21 protein-coding genes and 1 other RNA gene are annotated in these 22,622 nt (G+C 63.9%); 10 read left to right on the top strand and 12 right to left on the bottom strand.

Annotation, left to right across the window (positions count from 1 at the left end):
• Positions 1-67: 67 nt before the first annotated feature.
• Entirely contained in the window at positions 68-853 is a 786-nt protein-coding gene (locus tag RE429_RS12150) for a YggS family pyridoxal phosphate-dependent enzyme (protein ID WP_414471027.1), read from the bottom strand.
• Between the two features lie 137 nt (positions 854-990).
• Here RE429_RS12150 and RE429_RS12145 point away from each other — a divergent pair, with 137 nt between their 5' ends.
• The 4 genes from RE429_RS12145 to RE429_RS12130 all read left to right on the top strand — a co-directional run bounded on the left by RE429_RS12145 (position 991) and on the right by RE429_RS12130 (position 5,949).
• Positions 991-2,466 (top strand): PLP-dependent aminotransferase family protein, encoded by a 1,476-nt coding sequence (locus RE429_RS12145; RefSeq protein ID WP_414471026.1) that lies wholly within the window; start codon positions 991-993, stop codon positions 2,464-2,466.
• Positions 2,467-2,770: 304 nt separating this feature from the next.
• A complete protein-coding gene (locus RE429_RS12140; RefSeq protein WP_414471025.1) occupies positions 2,771-4,096 on the top strand; it encodes an ArgE/DapE family deacylase in 1,326 nt (441 codons plus the stop codon).
• Between the two features lie 175 nt (positions 4,097-4,271).
• On the top strand, positions 4,272-5,021 hold the full coding sequence (map, locus tag RE429_RS12135; protein WP_414471024.1) for a type I methionyl aminopeptidase: 750 nt from the start codon (positions 4,272-4,274) through the stop codon (positions 5,019-5,021).
• A 157-nt stretch (positions 5,022-5,178) separates the two neighbouring features.
• Positions 5,179-5,949: a TSUP family transporter gene (locus RE429_RS12130; protein WP_414471023.1), complete on the top strand. Its 771-nt coding sequence runs from the start codon at positions 5,179-5,181 to the stop codon at positions 5,947-5,949.
• A gap of 195 nt (positions 5,950-6,144) precedes the next feature.
• Here RE429_RS12130 and RE429_RS12125 read toward each other — a convergent pair whose 3' ends face one another.
• Positions 6,145-6,558 carry a hypothetical protein gene (locus RE429_RS12125; RefSeq protein ID WP_414471022.1) on the bottom strand — a complete coding sequence of 138 codons (414 nt, stop codon included), beginning with the start codon at positions 6,556-6,558 and terminating at the stop codon, positions 6,145-6,147.
• A 305-nt stretch (positions 6,559-6,863) separates the two neighbouring features.
• Here RE429_RS12125 and RE429_RS12120 point away from each other — a divergent pair, with 305 nt between their 5' ends.
• Positions 6,864-7,247, top strand: a complete 384-nt coding sequence (locus RE429_RS12120) for a helix-turn-helix domain-containing protein (protein ID WP_414471021.1) — start codon at positions 6,864-6,866, stop codon at positions 7,245-7,247.
• Between the two features lie 98 nt (positions 7,248-7,345).
• Here the strand turns inward: RE429_RS12120 and RE429_RS12115 are convergent, their stop codons facing one another.
• Complete coding sequence (locus RE429_RS12115; RefSeq protein ID WP_414471020.1) at positions 7,346-8,236, bottom strand: LysR family transcriptional regulator; 891 nt, start codon at positions 8,234-8,236, stop codon at positions 7,346-7,348.
• A gap of 214 nt (positions 8,237-8,450) precedes the next feature.
• On the opposite strand from RE429_RS12115, the gene ssrA reads away from it, so the two are divergent.
• Both ssrA and RE429_RS12105 read left to right on the top strand, forming a co-directional pair.
• Positions 8,451-8,832: a transfer-messenger RNA gene (ssrA, locus tag RE429_RS12110) on the top strand.
• Positions 8,833-8,909: 77 nt separating this feature from the next.
• Positions 8,910-9,650: a hypothetical protein gene (locus RE429_RS12105; RefSeq protein WP_414471019.1), complete on the top strand. Its 741-nt coding sequence runs from the start codon at positions 8,910-8,912 to the stop codon at positions 9,648-9,650.
• 87 nt (positions 9,651-9,737) lie between these two features.
• On the opposite strand, the gene RE429_RS12100 is transcribed toward RE429_RS12105, so the two are convergent.
• The 5 genes from RE429_RS12100 to RE429_RS12080 form a co-directional block, all read right to left on the bottom strand.
• A complete protein-coding gene (locus RE429_RS12100; RefSeq protein ID WP_414471018.1) occupies positions 9,738-10,457 on the bottom strand; it encodes a lysophospholipid acyltransferase family protein in 720 nt (239 codons plus the stop codon).
• A gap of 672 nt (positions 10,458-11,129) precedes the next feature.
• Complete coding sequence (rpsU, locus tag RE429_RS12095; protein ID WP_414471017.1) at positions 11,130-11,432, bottom strand: 30S ribosomal protein S21; 303 nt, start codon at positions 11,430-11,432, stop codon at positions 11,130-11,132.
• A gap of 77 nt (positions 11,433-11,509) precedes the next feature.
• Entirely contained in the window at positions 11,510-11,704 is a 195-nt protein-coding gene (locus tag RE429_RS12090) for a hypothetical protein (protein WP_414471016.1), read from the bottom strand.
• Positions 11,705-11,774: 70 nt separating this feature from the next.
• Entirely contained in the window at positions 11,775-12,131 is a 357-nt protein-coding gene (locus RE429_RS12085) for a DUF6481 family protein (RefSeq protein ID WP_414471015.1), read from the bottom strand.
• Between the two features lie 36 nt (positions 12,132-12,167).
• Positions 12,168-12,368 (bottom strand): hypothetical protein, encoded by a 201-nt coding sequence (locus tag RE429_RS12080; RefSeq protein ID WP_414471014.1) that lies wholly within the window; start codon positions 12,366-12,368, stop codon positions 12,168-12,170.
• 724 nt (positions 12,369-13,092) lie between these two features.
• On the opposite strand from RE429_RS12080, the gene RE429_RS12075 reads away from it, so the two are divergent.
• A complete protein-coding gene (locus tag RE429_RS12075) occupies positions 13,093-13,272 on the top strand; it encodes a hypothetical protein (RefSeq protein WP_414471013.1) in 180 nt (59 codons plus the stop codon).
• Positions 13,273-13,525: 253 nt separating this feature from the next.
• Positions 13,526-13,993, top strand: coding sequence for an ester cyclase (locus tag RE429_RS12070; RefSeq protein ID WP_414471012.1), 468 nt, complete (start codon positions 13,526-13,528; stop codon positions 13,991-13,993).
• 20 nt (positions 13,994-14,013) lie between these two features.
• Here RE429_RS12070 and RE429_RS12065 read toward each other — a convergent pair whose 3' ends face one another.
• From RE429_RS12065 to RE429_RS12050, 4 genes are all read right to left on the bottom strand, one after another.
• Positions 14,014-16,086 (bottom strand): ATP-dependent helicase, encoded by a 2,073-nt coding sequence (locus RE429_RS12065; protein ID WP_414474181.1) that lies wholly within the window; start codon positions 16,084-16,086, stop codon positions 14,014-14,016.
• 109 nt (positions 16,087-16,195) lie between these two features.
• Entirely contained in the window at positions 16,196-19,474 is a 3,279-nt protein-coding gene (locus tag RE429_RS12060; RefSeq protein WP_414471011.1) for an error-prone DNA polymerase, read from the bottom strand.
• The gene (locus RE429_RS12055) at positions 19,471-20,973 is read right to left on the bottom strand and encodes a DUF6504 family protein (protein ID WP_414471010.1); all 1,503 of its coding nucleotides are present in this window, start codon (positions 20,971-20,973) and stop codon (positions 19,471-19,473) included. Before RE429_RS12055 ends, RE429_RS12060 begins: the two co-directional genes overlap by 4 nt.
• A complete protein-coding gene (locus RE429_RS12050; RefSeq protein WP_414471009.1) occupies positions 20,891-21,643 on the bottom strand; it encodes an ImuA family protein in 753 nt (250 codons plus the stop codon). Before RE429_RS12050 ends, RE429_RS12055 begins: the two co-directional genes overlap by 83 nt.
• 186 nt (positions 21,644-21,829) lie before the next feature.
• Between RE429_RS12050 and RE429_RS12045 the strand changes: the two genes are divergently transcribed.
• On the top strand, positions 21,830-22,084 hold the full coding sequence (locus tag RE429_RS12045; protein WP_414471008.1) for a hypothetical protein: 255 nt from the start codon (positions 21,830-21,832) through the stop codon (positions 22,082-22,084).
• Positions 22,085-22,622: the final 538 nt, after the last annotated feature.

Below are 22,622 nucleotides of genomic sequence, written 5' to 3'. Positions count from 1 at the left end.
TCCATGGTTCTGACGAATAGGAAGGGGTAGCGGTCGGTCGGCAAGCCCTGAATGGAGATCACCCGCATCACGCGTTGCCCCCGAGGCCGGGCCAGTAATGGCCGTCGGGAGTAGGGCGCCGTCCGAAGATCGCCTGGCCGACGCGCACGACGCTCGCCCCTTCCTCGATCGCTTCCTCGTAGTCGCCGGACATGCCCATGGACAATTCGGTCAGCGCGCCGTTGCGTCGGACGGCCTCGTCGCGCAGCCGGCGCAACAGGGTAAAGCACGGCCGCACCTTCGCCATGTCGGAACTGAACAGCGCAAGCGTCATCAACCCGCGCGGCCTCAGGCGCGGGAACCTGTCCAGGGACTCGACGAACGGCGGGAGCGCGTCCGGATGCAGGCCGAACTTGCTCTCCTCTCCGGAGGTGTTGACCTGCACATAGACGTCGAGGAAGCGATCCTCGCGCTCCAACCGCTCGTTGAGGAGATCGGCCAACCGCAGGCTGTCGAGCGCGTGGAACTCATGGGCGAACCGGGTCAGGACCTTGACCTTGTTCGTCTGGAGATGTCCGACGATGCTCCAGTCGATGGCGAGATCGCTCAAGGATTCGCGCTTCGAAACGGCTTCCTGGATCTTGTTCTCGCCGAAGGAGGACATGCCGGCTTCGAAGGCGAACCGCAGGATATGGGCCGGTACCGTCTTCGTGACCGGAAGGAGCCGCACGGAGGCGCGCTCCCGTCCGGCACGCTCGCAGGCGCGTGCGATGCGCTCCTCGACCGATGCCAGATTGGCGCGGAAAGAGGAGAGCGGGTCGGAGCCGAAGCGTTCGATATCGTCGGGCGACAGTGTCGCGTCGTCGTGTGTCACGATGCCTCCATCGCTTGCCGCTGGTCGGCTTCAGGTTGCATGACGTCGCCGCATATGGACCGGCGGAGCCCCCTTGGAATTCTCTCCGAATAACGGCAAACTGGCCCATACAGAACGTCCAGTTTGCGGCAAAATTGATGGTCCAGTCGACAATGGGCAGCGGATATCGCCAGGGGATCGGAGCGCGGCAGATCTACGAAGCGCTGCGCGACCAGATCCTTGGCGGCGTGTTCGGAACGGATGGGCCGTTGCCGTCGTCGCGCGCCCTCGCGCTCGAACTGGGCGTCTCCAGGACGACGGTCACAGCCGCCCATGAACAACTCCTGGCCGAAGGTTTCATCACGGTCCGCCAGGGGAGGCGGCCGCGTGTCGCGTCGGCTGTGGTCGACAGGGACGTCTGCCGCAAGCCATCGAAGAGCGCGCGGCCGATCCGTCTTTCTGCCTATGGGGAGCGTATCCGCACCGCGGCGCCGTGGGGCAGGACAGAGGCCGGCACGCTGATCGCCGACTTCCGCTACGGCGATCTCGCGCCATCGGATTTCCCGGCGGCACTCTGGAAACGCGCGATCAACGCGGCCATGGCGCGGCGACCGGAGCGCCTGACTTATGGCGATCCTCAGGGATCGCGACGGCTGCGCACGGCCTTGCAGGGCTATCTCTGGCGATCTCGGACGCTGCGCTGCGATCCGGAGCAGATCATCATCGTCAACGGCTCGCAGCAGGGGCTGGACCTGTGCGCCCGCCTGTTCCTCGATCCGGGCGACCGCTTCGTGATCGAGAACCCATGCTATGCCATGGCCCGGCAGATCTTCGCCGCGACGGGCGCCTCACCCGTTCCGATTGCCGTCGATGACGATGGGCTGCGGACGGACCTTTTGGCCGGAACCGGCGCGCGGCTGGCCTACGTCACGCCCTCGCACCAGTTCCCGCTCGGAGGCGTGATGCCGATCCCGCGCCGCCACCGGCTGATCGAATGGGCGCGGCAGCACGACGCCTGCGTGATCGAGGACGATTACGACAGCGAGTACCGCTACGACATCAATCCGGTTCCGCCGCTGCACGGATTGGAGGACAGTGACAACGTCATCTATCTCGGGACCATCTCCAAGACACTCTCGCCGACCCTGCGGATCGGCTATCTGGTCGTCCCTCACGGCTTGCAGGATGCCTTCGCACGGGCCAAGCGATTGACCGACAGGCATTCGCCCGCCACCGAGCAGGAGGCACTGGCGGCGCTCATCGAAGGCGGGGTCTATGAAAGCCATGTGCGCCGCATGCGCCGCCTCAATGGCGAACGGCGCCGGACGCTCCTCGATGCGCTGCGCGTGACGTTCGGGGACCGAATCGCCGTCGAGGGCGCGAATGCCGGGCTCCACATCGTCGTGCGGTTCCCGGACGTGCCGCGACGCCTCGAGCCCGACCTCATCGAGACCGCGCGCCGCGTCGGAGTTGGCGTGCGTTCCATCGCGCCGCTCTACGATTCGGGCGCGGACGCTGTCCTGGTCGATCACGTCAGCCTCATGCTGGGATATTCCGCCCTGGACACACGGCAGATCGAGAGAGGCGTCCATCTTCTGGCCGAGGCCTTCGGGCAGGTGCGGGCGCGCGCTTGAACGGCGCGCCTCTTGCCCGCGTGCGAACCTCTCAACGAAGTTCCCGTCGTGAGAACGTGTTGCACTGAACGCGCTCTCCCGGGCGATTTTGCAGAGAGATTCTCGGATTCGCGAGGCGAGAAAAGAGATATTCTCTGCCGGCTCGCTGATCTACCGAGAGCCTTTCGCTTGAGGAAACATTAACTTCGAGAAGACGATCGTGCTTGCCCGGCAGCACAGGTCAACTCCTGAGACCGACGCATTTCAGCGGGGCATCCGAGCCTGAACGGGCGGAAAACCGTATAACTTTTGTGGTTCCTGAACGATGACAATGATTCAGCAGGACGTGCGCGATCGCATTCTCCATGCCGTCGAGGCGAAGTTCGATGCGCAGATCGAATTTCTGTCCGGTCTCGTCCGCCATCGATCCCTGCGAGGGCAGGAGACGGCCGTCCAGGAGTTCGTCGAGGCCGCCCTTCTCGCACGCAGCTACGAGGTCAGCCGTCTGCCCATCGATCCCGCGCTGATCGGCAAGCACCCGGCATTCTCTCCAATGACCATGGACTTGAGCGGCTCGTGGAACCTGATCGGAACCCGCAACCCGCCTGAAGTCGAAGGCCGTTCGCTGATCCTCAACGCCCATGTCGACGTGGTTCCCGCGGGCGACCCGGCCCGCTGGCAATACCCGCCCTTCGAACCGATCCGGAACGGCGACTGGCTCTATGGGCGCGGTTCGGGCGATATGAAGGCCGGTCTGTCAGCCGCGATCTTCGCGCTCGACGCCATCGAAGCGGCGGGTCTCGAGCTCGCGGCGCCGGTCCAGATCCACTCGGTCATCGAGGAGGAGATCACCGGGAACGGGGCCGCCATGGCGCTGGCGGACGGCCGTCTCGCCGATCTGGTCCTCATCCCCGAACCGACCGACGAGAAGCTCGTCCGCGCCAATTCCGGCGTCATCAAGTTCGGTATCACCGTATACGGAACCCCGGCGCACCCGCGCGAGGTCAGCAGCGGCGTCAGCGCAATCGAGGCAGCGATCCGGCTGATCGACCTTCTGAAAAAGCTTGAGGCGCGATGGAACGCCGAGCAGGCCGAGCGCGCCTTCTTCGAGGACGTCGAAAATCCCGCTGCCCTCACCATCGGGACGATATCCGGCGGCGAATGGATCGCATCGGTTCCGTCGAGCTGCAGGTTCGAGGGCCGCATCGGCTTTTATCCGGGTGACGGTCCCCAGGCGCGTGCAAGGGAATTCGAAGACTTCATCGCCGGCGCGATTGCGGATGATCCTCTCCTATCCCGTGGCCCGGCCCCGACCGTGGAATGGGTCGGCGTCATGCATGCGGGTTACGTCCTGGCCCCCGGATCGGATGCCGAGGCGATGTTGGCCGACGCTCATCGGCTCGCCCACCCTTCCCGGAGGGAGCCGCTCGGGTCCTACGTGATGGCCTGTTACCTGGACGCTGCCGTCTACTCGGTCCACGCGGGAATACCGTCTCTCGTTTATGGACCGGTGACCGAGAACATTCACGCGGTCGACGAGCGGGTATCCCTGTCGTCTCTTCTGCGGACGACGAAGACCATCGCCTTGTTCGCCGCCTCCTGGTGCGGGGTCCGCATGAAGGCCGGCAGGACTGGCACAGCCGGGCAATGATCCCACGCAGACCGAACCGACGAGCGGACGGCATGCCCCTCTGCTGGGCATAAGCACGTCCCCGGGACGTCTCCGTTCGGCGTGCGGGGGCCTCACCAAGCCCGTCCGGTTTCAGCGCATTCGTTTGTCAGTCGGGTCCATAAGCGCTATGTCCTGGCTTTCGGAAGAGCCTGATATGACAATCTCGAATGAAAACGACCTCGACTGCCTGAAGGAGGTCGGGCGTATCGTCGCCAACACCCTCGAGGCGATGGGACAAGCGATCGAGCCGGGCATGACCACCTCCGACCTCGACCGGATCGGGCGAAAGCTGCTGGAATCGGCCGGGGCGCGGCCGGCTCCGGAATTGGCCTACGCCTTTCCCGGGGCGACGTGCATCAGCGTGAACGAAGAGATCGCTCACGGCATCCCGGGGGCCCGGCGGATCGAGCGGGGCGACCTGGTCAACATCGACGTTTCGGCCGAGAAGAACGGCTTCTTCGCGGATACGGGAGCCTCCTTCGCGGTTCCGCCCGTCACCCGCGCGATCGAACGTCTTTGCCGGGATGGCCGGCGGGCCATGTGGACGGGCCTGCGGCAGGTCGGGGCCGGCAAACCGATGGCAGGCATCGGTCAGGCCATCGGGAGCTTCGCGCGGAAAAACGGTTACAGCCTCGTCAGAAACCTTGCCAGTCACGGTGTCGGCTTGTCGCTCCATGAGGAGCCGACCGAGATCGCAACTTGGCCCGACTCCTCCGAGCGTCGCATCATGAGCGACGGCCTGGTGTTCACCGTCGAACCGTTCCTGTCCCTGGGCGCGGAGTGGGCCGAGGATGGCGATGATCCATGGACGCTCTATAGCAGTCCCGAAGCCCCGACCGTTCAGTACGAACATACCGTCGTCGCAACCCGAAGCGGACCTTTGATCGTGACAATGGCCGGTTGAGACCACCAGGGCCGTGGCCCGAGATTTCCCCTGTTCCGTACCTGAAGTTGCACGCCTCCCGGCGGGCGCGCCGATCTCCGCCGGGCCGCGCGCAATTGTTCGATCACGCGGGCTCCGTTTCCGGGGCTGTTCGCAAGTTTGAGGAAGACCACGACGGATGTCCCTTTCGGTGCTCATTGGCTTCTTGATCCTGACGGGCGCCGCTGCGTATGCGCAAACCCTGACGGGCTTCGCCTTCGGCCTCATCACCATGGGCGGGGTCGGTCTCACGGGGCTCTTGTCTCTGCCCGATGCGGCATTGATCGTGAGCATGCTGACCCTCGTGAATGCCACGCAGATGCTCCTGAAGGGCTGGCGCGATGTGGCGTGGTCTCAGTTCCGCCTCGTCATGATGGCGAGCGTTCCGATGCTGTTCGTCGGCTACTGGTTGCTTGAATGGCTGGCTGGGAGCCATGTCGATTTTCTGCGCCTCGTCCTCGGTCTGGTGATCGTCGTCTCGAGCCTGCAACTGGCACGAAAGCCTGAGCCGCTTCCGGAGCGTTCCGGCCATGGATCATTCCTGTTTTTCGGCGGAATTGCCGGTCTGATGGGCGGGATGTTCTCAACCGCCGGCCCGCCTCTCGTTTATCATTTCTATCGTCAGCCGATGCCGCTTGTGAAGGTGCGCGAAACCCTGGTCACGGTTTTCGCCCTGAACGCGGTATTCCGCATCGGTCTTGTGGAGGTGTCCGGCAATATTCCATCGAATTCGACCCTGTCCGGGCTTGTGGCCATTCCGGCCGTGATGGGCGCGACCTTCGCTGCTCGCCGCTGGCCGCCGCCATTGTCACCCGCCACGATGCGGCGCATCGTGTTCCTCCTCCTGTTCCTCTCAGGCGTGTCTCTCATTGCACCGGCCGTCATTCACCTTTGGGGAAGTCATCCATGACGGCATGGAGGTGCCGCTGGAGTCATGACCCGGGTGGCGCGACAGGGGGGCCAGCTCCTCGCGCGCACCGTGGCAGGCGACAATGAGGCGACAATGGCGGCGGCCCGGTCGGCCGTAGGAAAAAAGACAAGTTCGAGCCATGGAGTGCTCTGCTGATCCCGTCAGGATGTGTGCAAGGCCGCTCCGGGCCGGGAACTATGGTTCCGGCCGACGGGTCAGGCACGGATCCAGAACGACGAAGTTCTCGGCCATCTTGCGATAGCTTCCGGTCACGATCACGGTCTCGCCGACCTTCAGATCGTTCGTGCTGTAGGTCACACAGAGGACCTTCGCGTCCGGCTCGGCGCAGATTCCCATATAGGCGAGCACGCCGTCGAAGTGCACGAGGCTGAGAGCGCCGGCCGCACTGAAGTCGATCCGGTCCAATCCGGACGGGGTCGGCACGTCTCGGATCACATCTTTGATTTCAGGGCAGCGGGCGGGGCTCTCGGGGATCATCTCGGCAGGAGCGAACGGGCCCTCATCCAGTCTGCCTTGCGCCCATATGGCTTGAATCGGCGTCGTGATTGCCGTCAGCGTGAGAAGAACGGAAAAGCCTGTTTGTCGCATTGGAAGCATATGTCTCATCTATCGTCCTCGTCGCGCAACGCAACCGATTGTTCGAGCGACCTGCTTCCCCGCGAAAAGATGCTCATAAAGAGACTGACAGCATCGGATTATGGGTTCGATGTCACGTCCGATGCCGTAGCAGCCTCGCGGAGCAGCCGAGCCGCCTTCGCGGTTTCGTTAAATTTGCCATTCCTTAACCATGTCCGGCCGAAGATGGCCTTTGCCGAAAGGCTGGCGGGGACGGCGCGGATGGACCGCCTCCTCGCCTTTCTTGTTTCCACCGCATCTGACCGAAGGAGCAATGCGTGAACGGGGCTCTCAGACAGCGCATTGGAGAAAGGGTCAGCGCCCTCAAGATTTCCTGGCGACGGGCCTCCCTGGAGGCGGGGCTCGAAGCGGGCTTCATCCAGGATATCATCACGGGGCGCGCAAGCGATCCGGGGGAGGAATCCCTCGCAAGCCTCGCAGCCGTCCTCAAATGCACTCCGGCCTATCTTCTGGGGCACAGCGACGAGCTCACTGGAGGCGCAGGACCGGCACACGGCATTGATCCCTTGGTACCGGACGCCAGCCAGCGGCCCGACGCCGTCATGGCTCTCAGGATCGTCGATGAGTTGCTCGCGGGAGGGCATGTCGATGCTGCGCGCCTTGCAGTCAGGCGGGCCCTCAAGTCGATAGCGGTCTCATAGAGCATCGAACGCAACACCGGTTCCCACTTTCGTGTCCGAGGCTCCAGGCGCCTGCGCAGAAGGGTTTGCGGCACTTCTCAGGCGAGCCGTGACCTGGATCAATGGTCCCATTGCTGGGCCTTTGCGATCAGGAAGTCGCGGAAGGCGTGGAGACGGGCGACAGAGCGCATCTCTTCCGGATACACCAGGTAAGTATCGAGCGACGGCATCTCGATGTCGCGTAGGACCTGCCTGATCCCCGGCTTGCCGCTCATCGCGTAGTCCGGGGCCATGCCGATTCCGGCGCCATTCTCGATGGCATTCCGTAGGGCCAGGCTGTCATTGACCACCAGATGGCTCGGGCGGGGATCCTTCGGGTGCCGACCGAGCGTCGTCAGGTGGTGCAAATCCAGAATGAACCCCGGCTGGTCTCCGCCGAGGCTGACGATGCGGTGCTGGTCGAGGTCCTCCGGCCGTACGGGCTCCCCGAAGCGCTCCAGGTAAGCGGCAGATGCGTATGCATGATACTGGATCGTAAACAGGCGCCGTTGGATCAGATCCGGCTGCGTAGGACGGCGCAGCCGGATCGCGAGATCCGCCTCGCGCATGGCAAGATCGAGTTCGCCATTCGTCAGGATCAGCTCGATCCGCACCTCGGGATAGAGATCGAGGAATTCTTTGATGCGTCGGGCCAGCCAGATTCCGCCAATGCCGACGGTGGCCGAAACCTTGAGATCTCCCGCAGGGTGCTCGCTGGTTTCGGTGAGGCGCTGGCGAGTCGTCTCCAGGCACAGGCGCATCTCCTGAGACGCCTTGAAGAGCACATCTCCGTGCTCCGTCAGAATGAGGCCACGAGGGTGTCGATGGAACAGTGGAACTTTCAATTCCTGTTCGAGCGCATTGATCTGACGGCTGACTGACGATTGGTTGACGCCGAGCTTTTCGCCGGCTCGGGTGAAGTTTCCGGACTCCGCGACCTCACAGAAGAGCCTGATCTTGTCCCAATCCAATCCGCGTCCCCCTCATGCAGCCTCGCTTAAGCGCCGGTCCTCGCGGAATGTAGCTTGAATGGGTGCCGGTGTGTAGCCAAGGCAGCTCCATGAGGCGGCCCCGCATGGGGCACATCACAGGGATCGGGGCATGTTCGGTAGGGCAATGATGAAGATCCGCCGCATGTGGAGGCGAGGGCGGCGATCGCCCGGTGGTAAAAGTATGCTGACACGAGGACTGGAAGTTTAGCTTTCAAAGGTATACACGGGAGAAGTCAGGCTTACCTGACTATGATCGTAGAGGCAGAGTGGAATAGGCGTTTAGGACGCGGGTTCGATTCCCGCCGCCTCCACCACAAGCACATCAGCCGTCCAGCTTGGCAGGATCGTTCAAGCGTGTGGCTTCCGGATATGGCAGGCCGGTGCCTCGATGTGTTTGTGATGGGGGCGACATGGGTTCGACTGGGCGCGATAAAGGCTAGGCTGCGATTAGGCTGAGCTACGGCCTTGATAGTGCAAATTCACAAATGCCAACGACAACGTTGACATGGGTGCGGTGCGCCTCGCGGCGTAACCATCCGGGGCTCGGGACAGCCTAGCAACAGAAACGGCACCTTCGGGTGCCGTTCCCATTTTCGAGCCTTCACAGGCTTTCAGGTCAATCCTGACATCACAGAAGAGAGACGAAGTTCATATGTCGGAAATTCAAGTGGACGGCTACATCCGGGTTCCCAAAGGCACAATGGTGTATCCGACGGGCGATGGAGTCGAGGCTGAGTCCGTGCGGGATCAGGTTGTGAAGGTCACCAACATCTTCGATGTGGATGTCAAAAGCGACAATTTCTACCTGCTGCTTCCGGACGACATGCGACTGCGATATTTCGAGTCCAGTGGCGCCAAACGTCCCATCGATCAGGACATCCTGGAGTTTACCGACCGTTTGACCAAGGGCGATTACCGAGCGGTGGAGTGGTCGAGCAAGTGGGCCCTGATCGCCGATGTTCAGCCTGCCGAAGCTCCTGCCCGCGCCAAGGCGGGAAAGAAGACCGAGAAGCCGGCGAAGAAGCCGCTGACCAAACAGGAACAGATGGTGATCGGTTCTGTGTGGCGCTTCGTCCAGGATGCCGAGCTTCGCTACAAGGTGCGCAACCCGGCCTATGCCTCCACGCGCGAGGACCTCATGAGCAGCCTCCGGGAATTACCATCCCATGAGCGGATGCAGGCTGTCGACGCCCGCCTGAACGAGCTCGGCGTCAAGGATCACCTCGATGAAATCTGGGGGCCGGTGACGGCAGGCGAGACCTTCACGGTCCGTGGCAGGCTCACCGCGGGCCTGGGAGGCGGTCAGGATGTGCCGATGCTGTTCCGAGGCGAGAAGTTTACGCTGCCCTATGCCAGCATCGAGCCCTATATCGAGCTGGAGGGTGGACGGTAGGGCACCTGGGGGCGGCCTGCCGTTACGGTTGGTGGCGGCATGAACCCGGCGAGACGCCGGTCTTCGGATATTCCTTGAACGCTGATTTCAAGCTGCCTGAGGCCACGAGGACTGTCTCTCCGCCTCGAGAAGCTGCTCCGCCTTGCGTGTGAATTCAGGCCCGGCCAAGCCCGGGGCAATCGGGTCGAGATAAGACACGGAGATTGTCCCGGCGCGTTTGTAGGACTGGCCGGGTCCCCAGAAATGGCCCGAATTCAGGGCAACGGGAAGAACCGGTCTGCCGAGCCTAGCATAAAGCAACTCCACCCCGCGCTTGAACTCGATCGGCTCGGAGACCGATTTTCGGGTTCCCTCGGGGAAGATGAGCACGGAGCGGCCTTGCGCCAGCGCCGCCTGGCTCTCTTCGACCATCTTCCTCACCGCCTTCGAGCCGCCCTCCCGGTCGATCAGAATCATCGGCGACTTGCGCAGGAACCAGGAGAAGACAGGAATCGTCAGCAACTCCTGCTTCGCAACAATGGCCACATCCGGAAACAGGATGAGGAACGCGAGCGTCTCCCACGTCGACTGGTGGTTGGCGATGATCAGGCAGGGGCCGTCGGGAATTTTGTGCTGACCCCGCTCGGCATAGGTCAGGCCAACGAGCCACTTCAGGCTGACGAGGACACCGCGCGCCCAGAGCCGGGATGCCAGCCGAACGCCACGCTCCGGGGAGCGGCACAGCCAGAGAATCGCCAGAAGGGGTATGAACAGGCCGGTCCAAAGGGCCAGCAGAAGATCGAACAGGAATGAGCGGATACGCTGCATGCTGGGTTGCTCCCTTAGAGCATCGGGTGCGACATCGAACCTGCATCGATGTCGTAAGTCTATGGTTTTTGGCATCTTTTCACGCAAAACGGTTCCCGTTTCCGTGTTCGATGCTCTGGAATCAATCGGCGGTCGAGGGTGCCGGCCTCCGCGCTCCCGATCCGGCGTCAGCAGCCTGGATCTGCGGGGCCCCGGCAGTGCGCCGGCCCCGCTTGCGCGGTTCCTCATCCTGTCGCTGAACTCAACTCACTGCTCTCGGGCGTCGCCTGCACCGGCGCAAGGGAGCTCAAACTCCTTGCGAAAGTGCGGCCGCTCGCTCGGTTCGTCGAAGTTTGGGAGGGTGTCTGAACCTTCGCCCGGCATGCCGAGGCGTTACGGCTCGATTGTCCGACCAAATGTCGATCGCCGTTATCTGATGCGTCCTTGTGGCGGATGCAAGGCATGCTGCGAAAAAGAACATCGCCGCCGTCGCAAGGAGTTTAGTCTCGTGAATGACTTACAGCATCGGACGTGACATCGAACACCATCCGATGCTGCAAGTTTCTGTTTTCGAGCACCTTTTCACGTAAAGCCGGTTCCCGCTTTTGCGTTCGCTGCTCGAAGGGTCGGACCCTGGGCATCTTTTCAAGCGGAAGCGGTTCCCGCTCCCGCCGTCGATGCTCCCGGATCCGGTTAGACGTTAGACTCTCCCGCCGGAGCGCGGGATGCGGTGCTGGGAACTGCTGCGGGCCGACGCGGTCCGGAAAAACGGGGTTTGGGCTTGGGAGCGGCGATCAGCCCCTCCCGGATGGCCTGTTTACGGGCCAGTTTGCGGCTGCGCCGCACGGCTTCCGCCTTCTCCCGCGTCTTGCGCTCCGAGGGTTTCTCGTAGGACTTCCGTGCTTTCATCTCGCGAAAGATCCCTTCGCGCTGCATCTTCTTCTTGAGCACTCTGAGCGCCTGATCGACATTGTTGTCGCGTACCAAAACCTGCAAAGGATGTCCTTTCTATTCGTGGAACTCATGCCACGGCAGCATGTGTCTGATGGAAGTTGATCGAATGGTCCAGAGAATTACGTACCCTGAATCTCGCTCTCGCGAACGGCTCGTTCGATGAAGCCCGATTTGATCCGGTACGAAACCTCCCCGGTCTGATCGGCCGGCATGAGCCGCACGACTTCGTAAATACCGGTGGAACCGGTCGGGCCATGAGAGAATCCGGGCTGCTTCAGTCGGACCAGTTGCCGGACTTTGAACTTATGAGACATCGGCGGATCTCCTTGCCGTCGGCGGATTGAGGCGATATACCGTTCATGGGATATCGCCGGTTGGAGGCCGCTACTTCCGTGCTTTGCGGGCAGCGTAACGAGCGTCACGGGCAGCCTTGCGCTCGGCCTCCAGCTTGACTTCGTTCGCTGCCTTCTCGGCGGCTGCGCGCGCTTCCTGCTCAGCTTGATCTGCTGCAAGAGCCTCGCGCTCCGCGGCAAGGCGGGCATTCTCGGCAACGCGCAGGGCCTCCCGCTCGGCCATGCGGGCATCCCGCGCGGCGCTCACGGCAGCCCGGGCGGCTCGCTTTTCCGCAACGGCCGGATCGTCGGGGCCCGGCCGCTGATTGAACTTGGCGGCCATCGCCTGCTTTGCGTCCTTGGCGGCATTCAGCCGGTCTCTGAAATCTTTCTGCTTCATTCCACTCATGGGTCTCAACATACGTCGATCGGCCAAGCTGGCCGGCTATCGGATTCGTCTGATGTTGGCGATCGTGCCTTCCGGCAGCGATCCTTGTTCTTGCTGAGCCCGCGCAATTGCGCCGACGGCCCGGATGTCGCCGGCCTTCGCAGGATCGTCGATCCACAGATAGGCTCTGCGGGCATCGTCATAGTCCACTACGAACATCACGGATTTCGCAGGAGGGGTCTTTCGAAAAGTGTTCATCGCTTCCTCACTTGGTTGACCATCAAATGATGGAGCTTTTCAAAGAAAAAGCCGCTCCATCCGGGAGCGGCGTCGGACTGGCGCTCATGATGGACGCCTCATCATCCTTAGGCCTTCCGGCCTTCGGCGAGGCTGCGCGTGTCATCGTCCGGCCGGACAAAGCCGGAGCCTTTCATATCGTTATAAAATGTCACAACGCCCATGAGCATGAGACCAACCTTTCGCGGCTGACAGGGATGCACGTCACTGAAGGCACGCCAAGTGCGACCTCAACTCGGTCCGTCGATGGTTTGGAGAGAGTCTGAACGTGCGCCCGGCAAAGCCGCCGGCGAAACGGCTCGATTATCCGGCCAAAATCGATAGGAGTGATATAGGGATCAATCACATTTTTACAAGAGGGTTTGCAAGAGGGCCCCTTGAAAGCGGCCGCGAATCGGGGAGGTGCCGGCAAGTTTTACTTTTACCTGCCGCCGGCAAATTTTCGGCTGGAATCCCAGGATCGGTCGACCTCATCGGAGATGACGATGATGGAAGGAGGGGGCATCATGCATTCCGGCCCGGGTTCCGGAAAAGGCGGCGTCTCTCGGTCGGCCGTGCCGTCGGGCGCTCGCCGGGCTTTCGCGCCCGTGAAGCGCCTGGACCTCCAAATGACCCCTTGGAGAGCGCATGAAAGTCGCATTCTGAAGGCCTTCTGGGGTTCATTTGAGAACCAGAGGATTGACCGATGTCCTATGAAAAAGCTCTGCAAGTTGCGGAGCGGACGCTTGTCGACGGAGCGACATTGGCTGAGCTCAAGCAGGCATCGAAGGATTTGCGTGCTCTCACGCCCGACAGTGCGCTGGCGGATCTGGTCGATGCCAAGATCAAGTCTATCGAGAGCCAGCGAGGCTGTCCGCATTCCTAGAGTGTCGAAAACCCGTTGGATCCAGCATGGGAATCGCGTGACCTGACCGGGCTTCCGAACGAGCGCATCGTGCGAAAAAGCGGCCCGGTTTTTCGCACGATGCGCTCTTTCCAGAAGAGAGCATCGGAACGATCCCAAAAGTGCAAATCCACTTCCCGCATCCGAGGCTCTAGGAAACAGGCTCATACGCAGCTTTATCCGGCCCTATAAAGAGGCTCGTGACATGACAGCTCACATGACGTGAGAGGACGGCATGACCAGCTCCGACCTCCGGTCGATCTATCGGGCATACCTTGACTGTCTCAATACGCAGGATTGGCCCCGCCTAGGCGAGTTCGTGCATGAGGAGGTCAGTCATAACGATCGCCCGTTCGGCGTTTCAGGGTATCGAGCAATGCTCGAGAATGATTTCCTGCAAATCCCCGATCTCCGGTTCGAGGCTGAACGGCTGGTTTGCGAGCCGCCCTTCATCGCCGCCCGCCTCAGGTTCGATTGCTCGCCGAAGGGAAGTTTCCTCGGCCTGGCGGTCAATGGCCGCCGCGTGTCGTTCACTGAAAACGTCTTCTACGAGTTCAGGGCAGGCCGGATCAAAGGGGTCTGGTCGGTGATCGACAAGGCCGCAATCGAAGCTCAGATGTCACAGGTCGGCTCAACACGGGGACACCGGACTTTCCCGGAGGGCAAGGAGCCTACGGGCCTGATTGAACGCGAACGCTCCTGAGCTTCATGAATTCGCGCCTGCTATCGCCACATGCCGCGCATCTTCGCGCCAAGATCGACCCGAACATGTCTCGTGGTCGAGGAGGCGGCGGCCGGATCCGGTACAGCCGTGGGCCACGACACGCGCTCGAAGAGTTTCAGGAGCGCACTGGGAATGAAGCGGGTGCGGGCGGCATAGACATGACGATCCCCCGTTGCGGCCTGCTGATGCGTGAAGAAGCGCTGCGGCACCAGTAGATGCAGATGGTCCCTGGCCCGGGTCATGGCCACGTACAGCAATCGGCGCTCCTCCTCGATTTCGGCCGTGGTCCCGGTGCCGAGGTCCGACGGTATGCAGCCGTCGACCACATTCAGGACGAACACCGATTTCCACTCCTGCCCCTTGGCGGAATGGATCGTCGACAGGATCAGGTAGTCCTCGTCGCGCAGAGGCACGCCGGCCTGATCGCTCGTCGCATCCGGCGGATCGAGCGTGAGTTCGGTGAGAAAACGCTCGCGGGAGGGATAGCCGGCCGCGATCTGGTCCAGCTGGATGAGATCGGCCTTGCGGGTTGTCGCATCCTCATGGATGCGGTCGAGGTGCGGCTCATACCAGGCGCGCGCGTGCTCGAGTTCGGCCGGCCAACCCGCCGTTCCCGCGCGAAGCTGCGTGATCGTGTCGACGAAGGCGTGCCACGCGTCTCCCGCCCGGGGCGGGGCAGGGGCCTCCATGAGGGCCTGGACCGGATCGGCAGCGTCATGCATGCGATCGAGCACCTTCTGGGCCGAGGCCGGGCCGACGCCGGGCAGAAGCTGCATCAGGCGGAAGCCGGCCACCTTGTCGCGCGGATTCTGGGCGAAGCGCAGCGCCGCCAGCAGGTCCTTGACGTGAGCGGCGTCGAGGAACTTGAGGCCGCCGAACTTCACGAACGGGATGTTGCGTCGGGTCAGCTCCACCTCGAGCGGGCCGCTGTGATGGGAGGTCCGGAACAGCACGGCCTGCTGCTTGAGGCTGATGCCGGCCTCGCGGTTTCCCAGCACCTGCTCGACCACGTAGCGGGCCTGATCGGCCTCATCGCGCACGGCCACGAGCTGGGGCCGCTCGGCCGACATGCGGTCGGTCCAGAGGTTCTTGGTGAAGCGCTCGGAGGCGAGTTCGATCACGGCATTGGCGGCGGCCAGGATCGGCTGGTTCGAGCGGTAGTTGCGGTCCAGCGTGACGATCTCGGCCGGCGGGCTGAACTGCGTGGGAAAATCCAGGATGTTGCGGACGGTCGCCGCCCGAAAGGAATAGATCGATTGGGCGTCGTCCCCGACGACCGTGAGGCCCTGACCGCCCGGCTTGAGGGCGAGCAGGATGGAGGACTGGAGCCGGTTGGTGTCCTGATACTCGTCGACGAGGACATGGTCGAAGCGTCCGCCGAGTTCGGCTGCGATCGACGGCTCGGCCGCCATCTGGGCCCAGTAGAGCAGGAGGTCGTCGTAGTCGAGGACGTTCTGACGCTGCTTGGCCTCGACATAGGCGGCGAACAGCTGGCGCAGCTCGGCGGCCCATCCGGCACACCACGGATATGAGACCCGCAGGACGTCCTCGATCGCCGCCTCGGCATTCACGCAACGGGAATAGATCGCGAGGCAGGTTCCCTTCGCCGGAAATCGGCTCTCCGTCGCGGAGAGCCCGAGCTCGTGCCGGACAAGGTTCATCAGGTCGGCCGAGTCCTCGCGGTCATGGATCGAAAAGGCGGGATCCAGACCGATCTCGGGCGCGTAGTCGCGCAGGAGCCTGGCGCCGATGCCGTGGAACGTCCCGGCCCAGGTGAGGGCATCGGTCATCACGCCCGCGCTCTGGCCCAGGATCTGTCCGGTGATCCGCTCGACCCGGCGGGCCATTTCGGCCGCGGCCCGGCGGGAGAAGGTCAGAAGAAGGATGCGGCGCGGATCGGCGCCGTTGACGATCAGATGGGCCACGCGGTGTGCGAGGGTGTTGGTCTTGCCCGATCCGGCCCCGGCGATGACCAGCAGCGGCGCGGCCGGATGGGAGCCGTTGGCCGAGACGCCGTGCTCCACCGCCTGACGCTGCCGTGGATTGAGGTGGTCGAGATAGGCGGGGTTCACAGACACGGGCGAATCATTCCTTTGGGCCACTATAAATCCCGTTTCCCGTTTTGTTCGCAATGGCCCGGCTCGTCGCGCCCGAGGGCGGCGTGCGGCCGCCGGGCGGTCGTCAACGAAAGTTTCGCGCCGCCACCTTGATGACGGTCTCCCGCTCGAGATCCGTCTCGTCGGCCCCCGGCCGTTTCATGGCGTCACGCGGCGAGCTGCGGGCCCGATCACGTGTGCCGATCCTTGCCTCGTCCCCGCGTCCGCCCCGCAGCCGCAGTTCGCCATCGCGATCGGCGACCGACCCCAGGAGGTCCGACAGGTCGATGAAGTGCTCGGCGATGAGATGCGTGACGTCTCCCTCCCGCTGAAACCGGCCTCGGCAGCCGATCATGCCGGACGACAGGATCAGCCGCCTGTGCTTCTCGAACACGGCGGACCAGATCACGATGTTCGCCACATCGGCCTCATCCTCGATGGTCATGAAGGTCACGCCCTTGGCCGAGCCCGGCTTCTGGCGCACCAGCACGAGGCCCGCCACCGTGACCCGCTGGCGATCCCTGACGTTCTGGAGGTCGGCGCAGGAGCGGATGCGCCGCTCCGTCAATTCCCGACGCAGGAAGGCGAGGGGATGCCGGCGCAGGGTCAAGCCCTTCGAGCGGTAGTCTTCCACGACCTCGCGGCCCTCCGTCATGGGCACGAGGTCGACGGCAGGCTCTGTCGTCTCGGGCCGGATGAGCCGGTCCCGCTCGTCGGCCGCGGCAAACAGCGGCATGACCTCGTCGGACAGGCCCCTGATGGTCCAGAGCGCGTCGCGACGTTGCACCCCGATGGAGCCGTAGGCATCGGCCTCGGCCAGCCGCTCGAGAGCGGAGACCGGAATGCCGGCTCGCCGCCACAGGTCCTCGACGGATGAGTAGAGGCGCTCCGCCCGGGCGAGCGGGATCAGGGCGCCATCGGCGTTCGCCAGGCCATGCACCATCCGGAGCCCGAGCCGCACGGCGAAACGCTTCGGGTTTCCGGTCGGCTCGAGGGTGCAGTCCCATCGGGAATGATTGATGTCGACGGAACGAACCTCGACCCCGTGCCTTTGGGCGTCCCGCACCAGCTGGGCGGGCGCATAGAAGCCCATCGGCTGTGCGTTCAGGATGGCGCAGCAGAACACGTCCGGATGGTGGCACTTCATCCACGACGAGGCATAGGCGATCTTGGCGAAGGACGCCGCATGGCTTTCCGGAAAGCCGTAGGAGCCGAAGCCCTCGAGCTGCTTGAAGGTGCGTTCGGCGAAGTCCGCGTCGTAGCCGCGATCGGTCATGCCCGTGATCAGCTTCTCGCGGAACCTGGAGACGCCGGCCGTCATCTTGAAGGTTGCCATCGCACGCCGGAGCTGGTCGGCTTCCGAGGCCGTGAAGCCGGCGCATTCGATGGCCACCCGCATCGCCTGTTCCTGGAAGAGCGGCACGCCGAGCGTCTTCTCCAGCACGCGCTTGAGTTCGGGGCGCGGATATTCGACCTCCTCACGCTTTTCGCGCCGGCGCAGATAGGGGTGCACCATGTCGCCCTGGATCGGGCCCGGCCGGACGATCGCCACCTGGATGACGATGTCGTAGAAGGTTTCGGGTTTCATGCGCGGCAGCATCGCCATCTGGGCGCGGCTCTCGATCTGGAACGTGCCCACCGTGTCGGCCTTCCGGATCATGGCGTAGGTCGGTCGATCATCGGGCGGGATCTTGGCAAGGTCGCGGTCCTCGCCCTTGTGCTCGCGCAGAAGATCGAAGGCGCGGCGCATGCAGCCCAGCATGCCCAGTCCCAACACGTCGACCTTCATGAACTTGAGGGTGTCGATGTCGTTCTTGTCCCACTCGATCACCTGCCGGTTCTCCATCGCGGCCGGCTCGATCGGGACGAGTTCATCGAGGCGATCCTGGGTCAACACGAAGCCACCCGGGTGCTGCGACAGATGGCGCGGAGCGCCGATGAGTTCGCCGGCGAGTTCCAGCGTCATGCGCAGGCGCGGATCGTCGAGGTTGAGGTTGAGCTCCCTGGCTTCCTTGTCCGACACGCCGTCATTGCCCCAGCCCCAGACGAGACTGGCCAGTCCCGCGGTCACGTCCTCGGGCACGCCGAGCGCCTTGCCGACTTCACGCACCGCGCCCCGTGCGCGGTAACAGGAGACGACAGCCGTGAGCGCCGCGCGATGGCGGCCATAGGTGTCGTAGATCCACTGGATGACTTCCTCGCGGCGCTCATGCTCGAAATCGACATCGATATCCGGCGGCTCCCGCCGCTCCTGAGACACGAAACGTTCGAAGAGCAGGTCATGCTCGGTCGGGTCGATGGAGGTGATGCCGAGCACGAAGCAGACGGCGGAGTTCGCGGCCGAGCCACGGCCCTGGCACAGGATTCCGCGCGACCTGGCGAAGGAGACGATGGCATGGACGGTGAGGAAGTAGGGGGCGTAGCCCAGCTCCTCGATCAGGCGCAGCTCGCGGCGGCAGGTCGCGGCGACGACATCCGGGATGCCGTCCGGATAGCGATGCCGCGCACCTTCCCGGGTCAGGCGTTCCAGCTTCTCCTGCGCCGTCTCGCCGCCTTCCGTCTCGGACGGATACTGGTAGCGCAGCTCGTCGAGCGAGAAGGCGCAGCGGTCGAGGATCTCGCGGACCCGCCGGAACGCTTGCCCGTGGCGCTCGAACAGGCGCTCCATCTCGATCGGATCCTTGAGGTGGCGGTCGGCATGACGCTCGAGGCGATAGCCCGCCTCGTCGATGGTGCAGCCCTGCCGGATGCAGGAGACCACGTCCTGCAAGCGCCGGCGCGAAGGGTGGTGGTAGAGAATATCGCCCATGGCGATGGTCGGCACCCGGGCGACTTGCGCCGCCTGTTCGACGGCATGGAGGCGCAGGTGCTCGTTGGGAGCGAAGCGCCGGATCAGGGCCATGTAGGCGCGGTTGCCGAAAGTGCTTTTGAGACGGGCGAGGCTGGTCCTGAGCATGTCGTCGTCATGATCGCCCAGCAGAACGGCGAGCAGCCCTTCGCTCCAGGTGGCCACATCATCCCACGTGAGATGACACTGCCCCTTGCCGCCGCGGCTCTTGCCGAGGCTGAGCAGCCGGCACAGGCGCGAATAGGCGGCCCGATCCATGGGATAGACGAGGAGCGACGTGCCGTCGCTCAGATCGAGACGGCAACCGACGATCAGCCGCACGCCCGTGTCCCGCGAGGCCTCGTAGGCGCGCACGATCCCCGCGAGGGAATTGCGGTCGGTGATGCCGAGCGCCGATATCCCGAGGAGCTTCGCCTGCTCGAACAGCTCCTGCGGGCTGGACGCACCGCGCAGGAACGAGAAATGGGTGGTGACCTGAAGCTCGGCGTAGATGGGGCCGGCGGAATGCCTGGTCATGCGAAGAACCCGTGCATCCACCAGCGTCCACCCTCGGCGGTGGGCGCATCGCGGAAGATCCAGAAGCGGCCGCCCTGTTCGGTCTCGACCCGGTAGTAGTCGCGAGCGGCGGAGCCCTTGTCGCCGTTCCACCATTCCGGCGTGATGCGCTCGGGGCCGTCGGCCTTGGCGACCGTGTGCTTCACCTTGCGCCAAATGAAGAAGCGCGGCGGATGATCCGGGAGCAGGGCGGTCGCCACCACGGGCTCGGGCGGGTCGAGCAGGCGCGTGGGCCGCGGCAGGCTCTCGGGCCAGACCGAACCCGTCGCCGGCGCGAGCGCCGGAACCTTGCGCGCCATGCGTTCGGGGACGAAGCTTTGAACGGGCGAGAGCCGATAAACTTTCGCCATGCCGATGCGGGCGCCGAGCCGATCGACGAGCTGGCCCATATCCGCCTCACCGGCATTCTCCTCCCCAAGGCCGCGAGCATGGATTTGCGTCTCGGCCAGCGGCTCGACCTTGCTCGCGACAAGCACGATCTCCTCGATGCCGAAGCCGGGATCGACGGTTTGCAGCCGCTCGTCGAAAAGTTTCGCGAGATGCGCCGCATCCCGGTTGGCTTTCGCGGTTCCAATCCGCAGGCAGACGCTCTTCTGATCGATGCGCTGGCAGAGAAGATCGAGACGGCGCACGCCTTTTCCGCGACGCTCCAGTTGCCGGCACAGGTCTTTTGACAGGCGCATCACGACATCCTTGAGGTCATCGAGCCGGCCGATCGGCTCCGAGAAGGCAAGAGCCGCTGTCGGCGTTTCCTTGGGGACGAGCGGAGTAATCGGCTCGAATACGTGGCCCGTGGCCTGATCGAGCCGCAGCGCCACATCCCGTCCGAAGCGACGGATCAGAGGGGCGCGCGGCATGGCGGCGAGCTGGCCGATCCACTCGATGCCGAGCCGGTGCAAGGCACTGAGCTTGTCGACAGGGATCCTGAGAGCACGAATCGACAGGGGCGCCACCGCATCCACGGTGCGGCCTGTCGGCACGAGGCCGCCGGCGCCGTAGCGGGCCACCGCCCACGCCGCTCCCGGCGCATCGGCCACGGCCGCTTTGGCCGCGATACCATGCCGCGTCAGCCGGCCTGTGAGGTCATCGAGCAATGCCTCCTCGCCGCCGAAGAGATGCGCCGCGCCCGCAATGTCGATCCAGAGCCCGTCCGGCGGGTCGGGCGCCACCACGGGCGAGTAGTTGATCGCCCAGCGGGCGAGGTCCCGCAAGGATGCTTCATCCTCGTCGGGCGCGGCTTCGACCACATGCAGGTCCGGCACCAGAGCCTGCGCCTGGGCGAGCGGCATGCCGACATGCAGGCCGGCCTCCTGGGCGGCCGCACAGGCCGAGCGGATCAGGCGGCGCGATCCAACCGCGTGCACGGTCACGAGCGGCTCATGACGCGGCGGCCTGCCGGTCCGCCGCCTGATCCGATCGGTCGGCCATGTCGACAGGTAGAGCGAGACGACCCTTCGCATCGCAAGCCTCCAGAATCCAGGTACGGGGTTCGGCGCCACGGCAGCGCACGAGTTCGACTTGCCAGCGTTCCCGTCCGAGACCAGGAGCCGGCATCAGTTCGGACGGGGCGGGAGCGATGCGCCAGCGGGTGACGGCGGCGGTCGGCAGGTGAACCAGATCCTTCTCGGCGACGGTCCACCAGCGCCGGATGACCAGGGCGGTCACGCCCGTGGCTTCAGCCGCCAGTTGCAGACGGCGCGAGGCGGTCAGTCCCATATGCGTGACCTCGCCCACCACGGCTGCCAATCCTTTTTCGCGCAGCCCCTCCTCGATGAGCGGCAGGATTTCCCGCTCGCGTTCGGCTTCGGCATAGATCACGCGATCGGGATGAAGACCTGCGCGCAGGAGACCCGGAGCGAACAGGTCCCGGCGCGTCAGGCACCAGAGCACGGGTCCCTTGAGGCGAGCCGCGATCCCTGCGGTGAACAGGGTCGTGCAGCCTGCGAACTCGGACGCAGGTCCCGCTTCGATCATCTCGTGCAGAGCGCCTCGCGCGAGGCCGCCGCCGGGGAGATGGCCGTCGATCTCAGGGGGGCCGAAGGGCAGGGGCTTGGTTCTGCTGAAATTGCCTTCATGCCGGGCAATCCGGAGCCGTAAATCGGCAAGCCTGTCCTGTTGCCCGGCATGCATGACCCCGTGCCCGTTCGCGTTCGTGTTGAGGATGTTCCTATTATGTTCTCGTTACGTCATGAGTCAAATGCACGCACCGGTCGTTGTGAATTTTGGGGAGAAGGATGTTACGGGAAGCGGGTCGACAGGCCCGGGAACAGGCAAGGAGCGGTATGGTGTGCCGCGGCAAGAGGAGCGGGGGCACGGATGCTGTTCTCATGGATGAAACTGGCCCTGGAGACGAACAGGCTGGCTCTGGAGTCTCAGATCGTCATCTGGACCCGGCTGAGCCGGATCGCTCGCGGTCGGGGCACGCCTGCCGAATCCACCCTGATGGTGACGGAGAAGATCGCTGCCTTTGCCGAGGCGACGGCAACGGTGGCGACAGGCGGGTCGGCCCACAAGGTCGTCAAGGGGTATCGCAAGCGTGTGCGGGCGAATGTCAGGCGTCTGAGGCGCTGACGTCTCATTCTATCCCTATGCTATCCCTGTGCAGCTCTGCGAGGTCCGAGAGGACCCGGGCGGCCTTTGAGGCCGCACCAACGCTTTCATCTCATGCGGCTGACTGGCTCGAGTGTGCTTGACCGTTGGCATCGCGCGGGCCGAGCTCGAGCATCAGCCCCAAAGTGGAATCCACTTCCCGCGTCCGAGGTTCTCGAGCGTTGCAAAATTGCGACATGCGGCCTCGGAAGTCCTCCAGATCGAATTCTGCCATAGCGGATCTTTTCCGGGGTGTAGGCACGTATGCCTATGATCTGCAAGGCGAATATCGTCTTGCGGCGACGCGCAGAGGTCCGCTGCCGCAAAGGACGATGCTGTTCGGCAGGCAACAGAATGTGTTGACCTAAGGTCATCTGCATGCAGAGCATTTGCACTCAAGGTCTTAACAGGCAGAGCCGCAGAAGGCTCGGGTGTTGACGCACGTTAGCGCCAAGCTTGGTACCAGTGGGGCATCGATGCAGACGGGAAACTCGCAGGGCGGAAGCGTCCTTTTTGCGCG

It is taken from the genome of Microvirga sp. M2 (assembly GCF_047497095.1).
In the GTDB taxonomy this organism is placed as follows: Bacteria; Pseudomonadota; Alphaproteobacteria; order Rhizobiales; family Beijerinckiaceae; genus Microvirga.
Note: the sequence above shows the minus strand (reverse complement) of the source record. Positions and strands in the feature narration are given on the sequence as shown.

What these genes read in the sequence shown, in the direction of transcription:
- RE429_RS12050 (WP_414471009.1), bottom strand. Translation starts at nt 21,643, where the DNA reads ATGCATGCCGGGCAACAGGACAGGCTTGCCGATTTACGGCTCCGGATT.
- RE429_RS12070 (WP_414471012.1), top strand. Translation starts at nt 13,526, where the DNA reads ATGACCAGCTCCGACCTCCGGTCGATCTATCGGGCATACCTTGACTGT.
- RE429_RS12145 (WP_414471026.1), top strand. Translation starts at nt 991, where the DNA reads ATGGTCCAGTCGACAATGGGCAGCGGATATCGCCAGGGGATCGGAGCG.
- RE429_RS12080 (WP_414471014.1), bottom strand. Translation starts at nt 12,368, where the DNA reads ATGAACACTTTTCGAAAGACCCCTCCTGCGAAATCCGTGATGTTCGTA.
- RE429_RS12105 (WP_414471019.1), top strand. Translation starts at nt 8,910, where the DNA reads ATGTCGGAAATTCAAGTGGACGGCTACATCCGGGTTCCCAAAGGCACA.
- RE429_RS12130 (WP_414471023.1), top strand. Translation starts at nt 5,179, where the DNA reads ATGTCCCTTTCGGTGCTCATTGGCTTCTTGATCCTGACGGGCGCCGCT.
- RE429_RS12100 (WP_414471018.1), bottom strand. Translation starts at nt 10,457, where the DNA reads ATGCAGCGTATCCGCTCATTCCTGTTCGATCTTCTGCTGGCCCTTTGG.
- RE429_RS12140 (WP_414471025.1), top strand. Translation starts at nt 2,771, where the DNA reads ATGACAATGATTCAGCAGGACGTGCGCGATCGCATTCTCCATGCCGTC.
- RE429_RS12090 (WP_414471016.1), bottom strand. Translation starts at nt 11,704, where the DNA reads ATGTCTCATAAGTTCAAAGTCCGGCAACTGGTCCGACTGAAGCAGCCC.
- RE429_RS12085 (WP_414471015.1), bottom strand. Translation starts at nt 12,131, where the DNA reads ATGAGTGGAATGAAGCAGAAAGATTTCAGAGACCGGCTGAATGCCGCC.
- map (WP_414471024.1), top strand. Translation starts at nt 4,272, where the DNA reads ATGACAATCTCGAATGAAAACGACCTCGACTGCCTGAAGGAGGTCGGG.
- RE429_RS12060 (WP_414471011.1), bottom strand. Translation starts at nt 19,474, where the DNA reads ATGACCAGGCATTCCGCCGGCCCCATCTACGCCGAGCTTCAGGTCACC.
- RE429_RS12045 (WP_414471008.1), top strand. Translation starts at nt 21,830, where the DNA reads ATGCTGTTCTCATGGATGAAACTGGCCCTGGAGACGAACAGGCTGGCT.
- RE429_RS12075 (WP_414471013.1), top strand. Translation starts at nt 13,093, where the DNA reads ATGTCCTATGAAAAAGCTCTGCAAGTTGCGGAGCGGACGCTTGTCGAC.
- RE429_RS12125 (WP_414471022.1), bottom strand. Translation starts at nt 6,558, where the DNA reads ATGCGACAAACAGGCTTTTCCGTTCTTCTCACGCTGACGGCAATCACG.
- RE429_RS12055 (WP_414471010.1), bottom strand. Translation starts at nt 20,973, where the DNA reads ATGCGAAGGGTCGTCTCGCTCTACCTGTCGACATGGCCGACCGATCGG.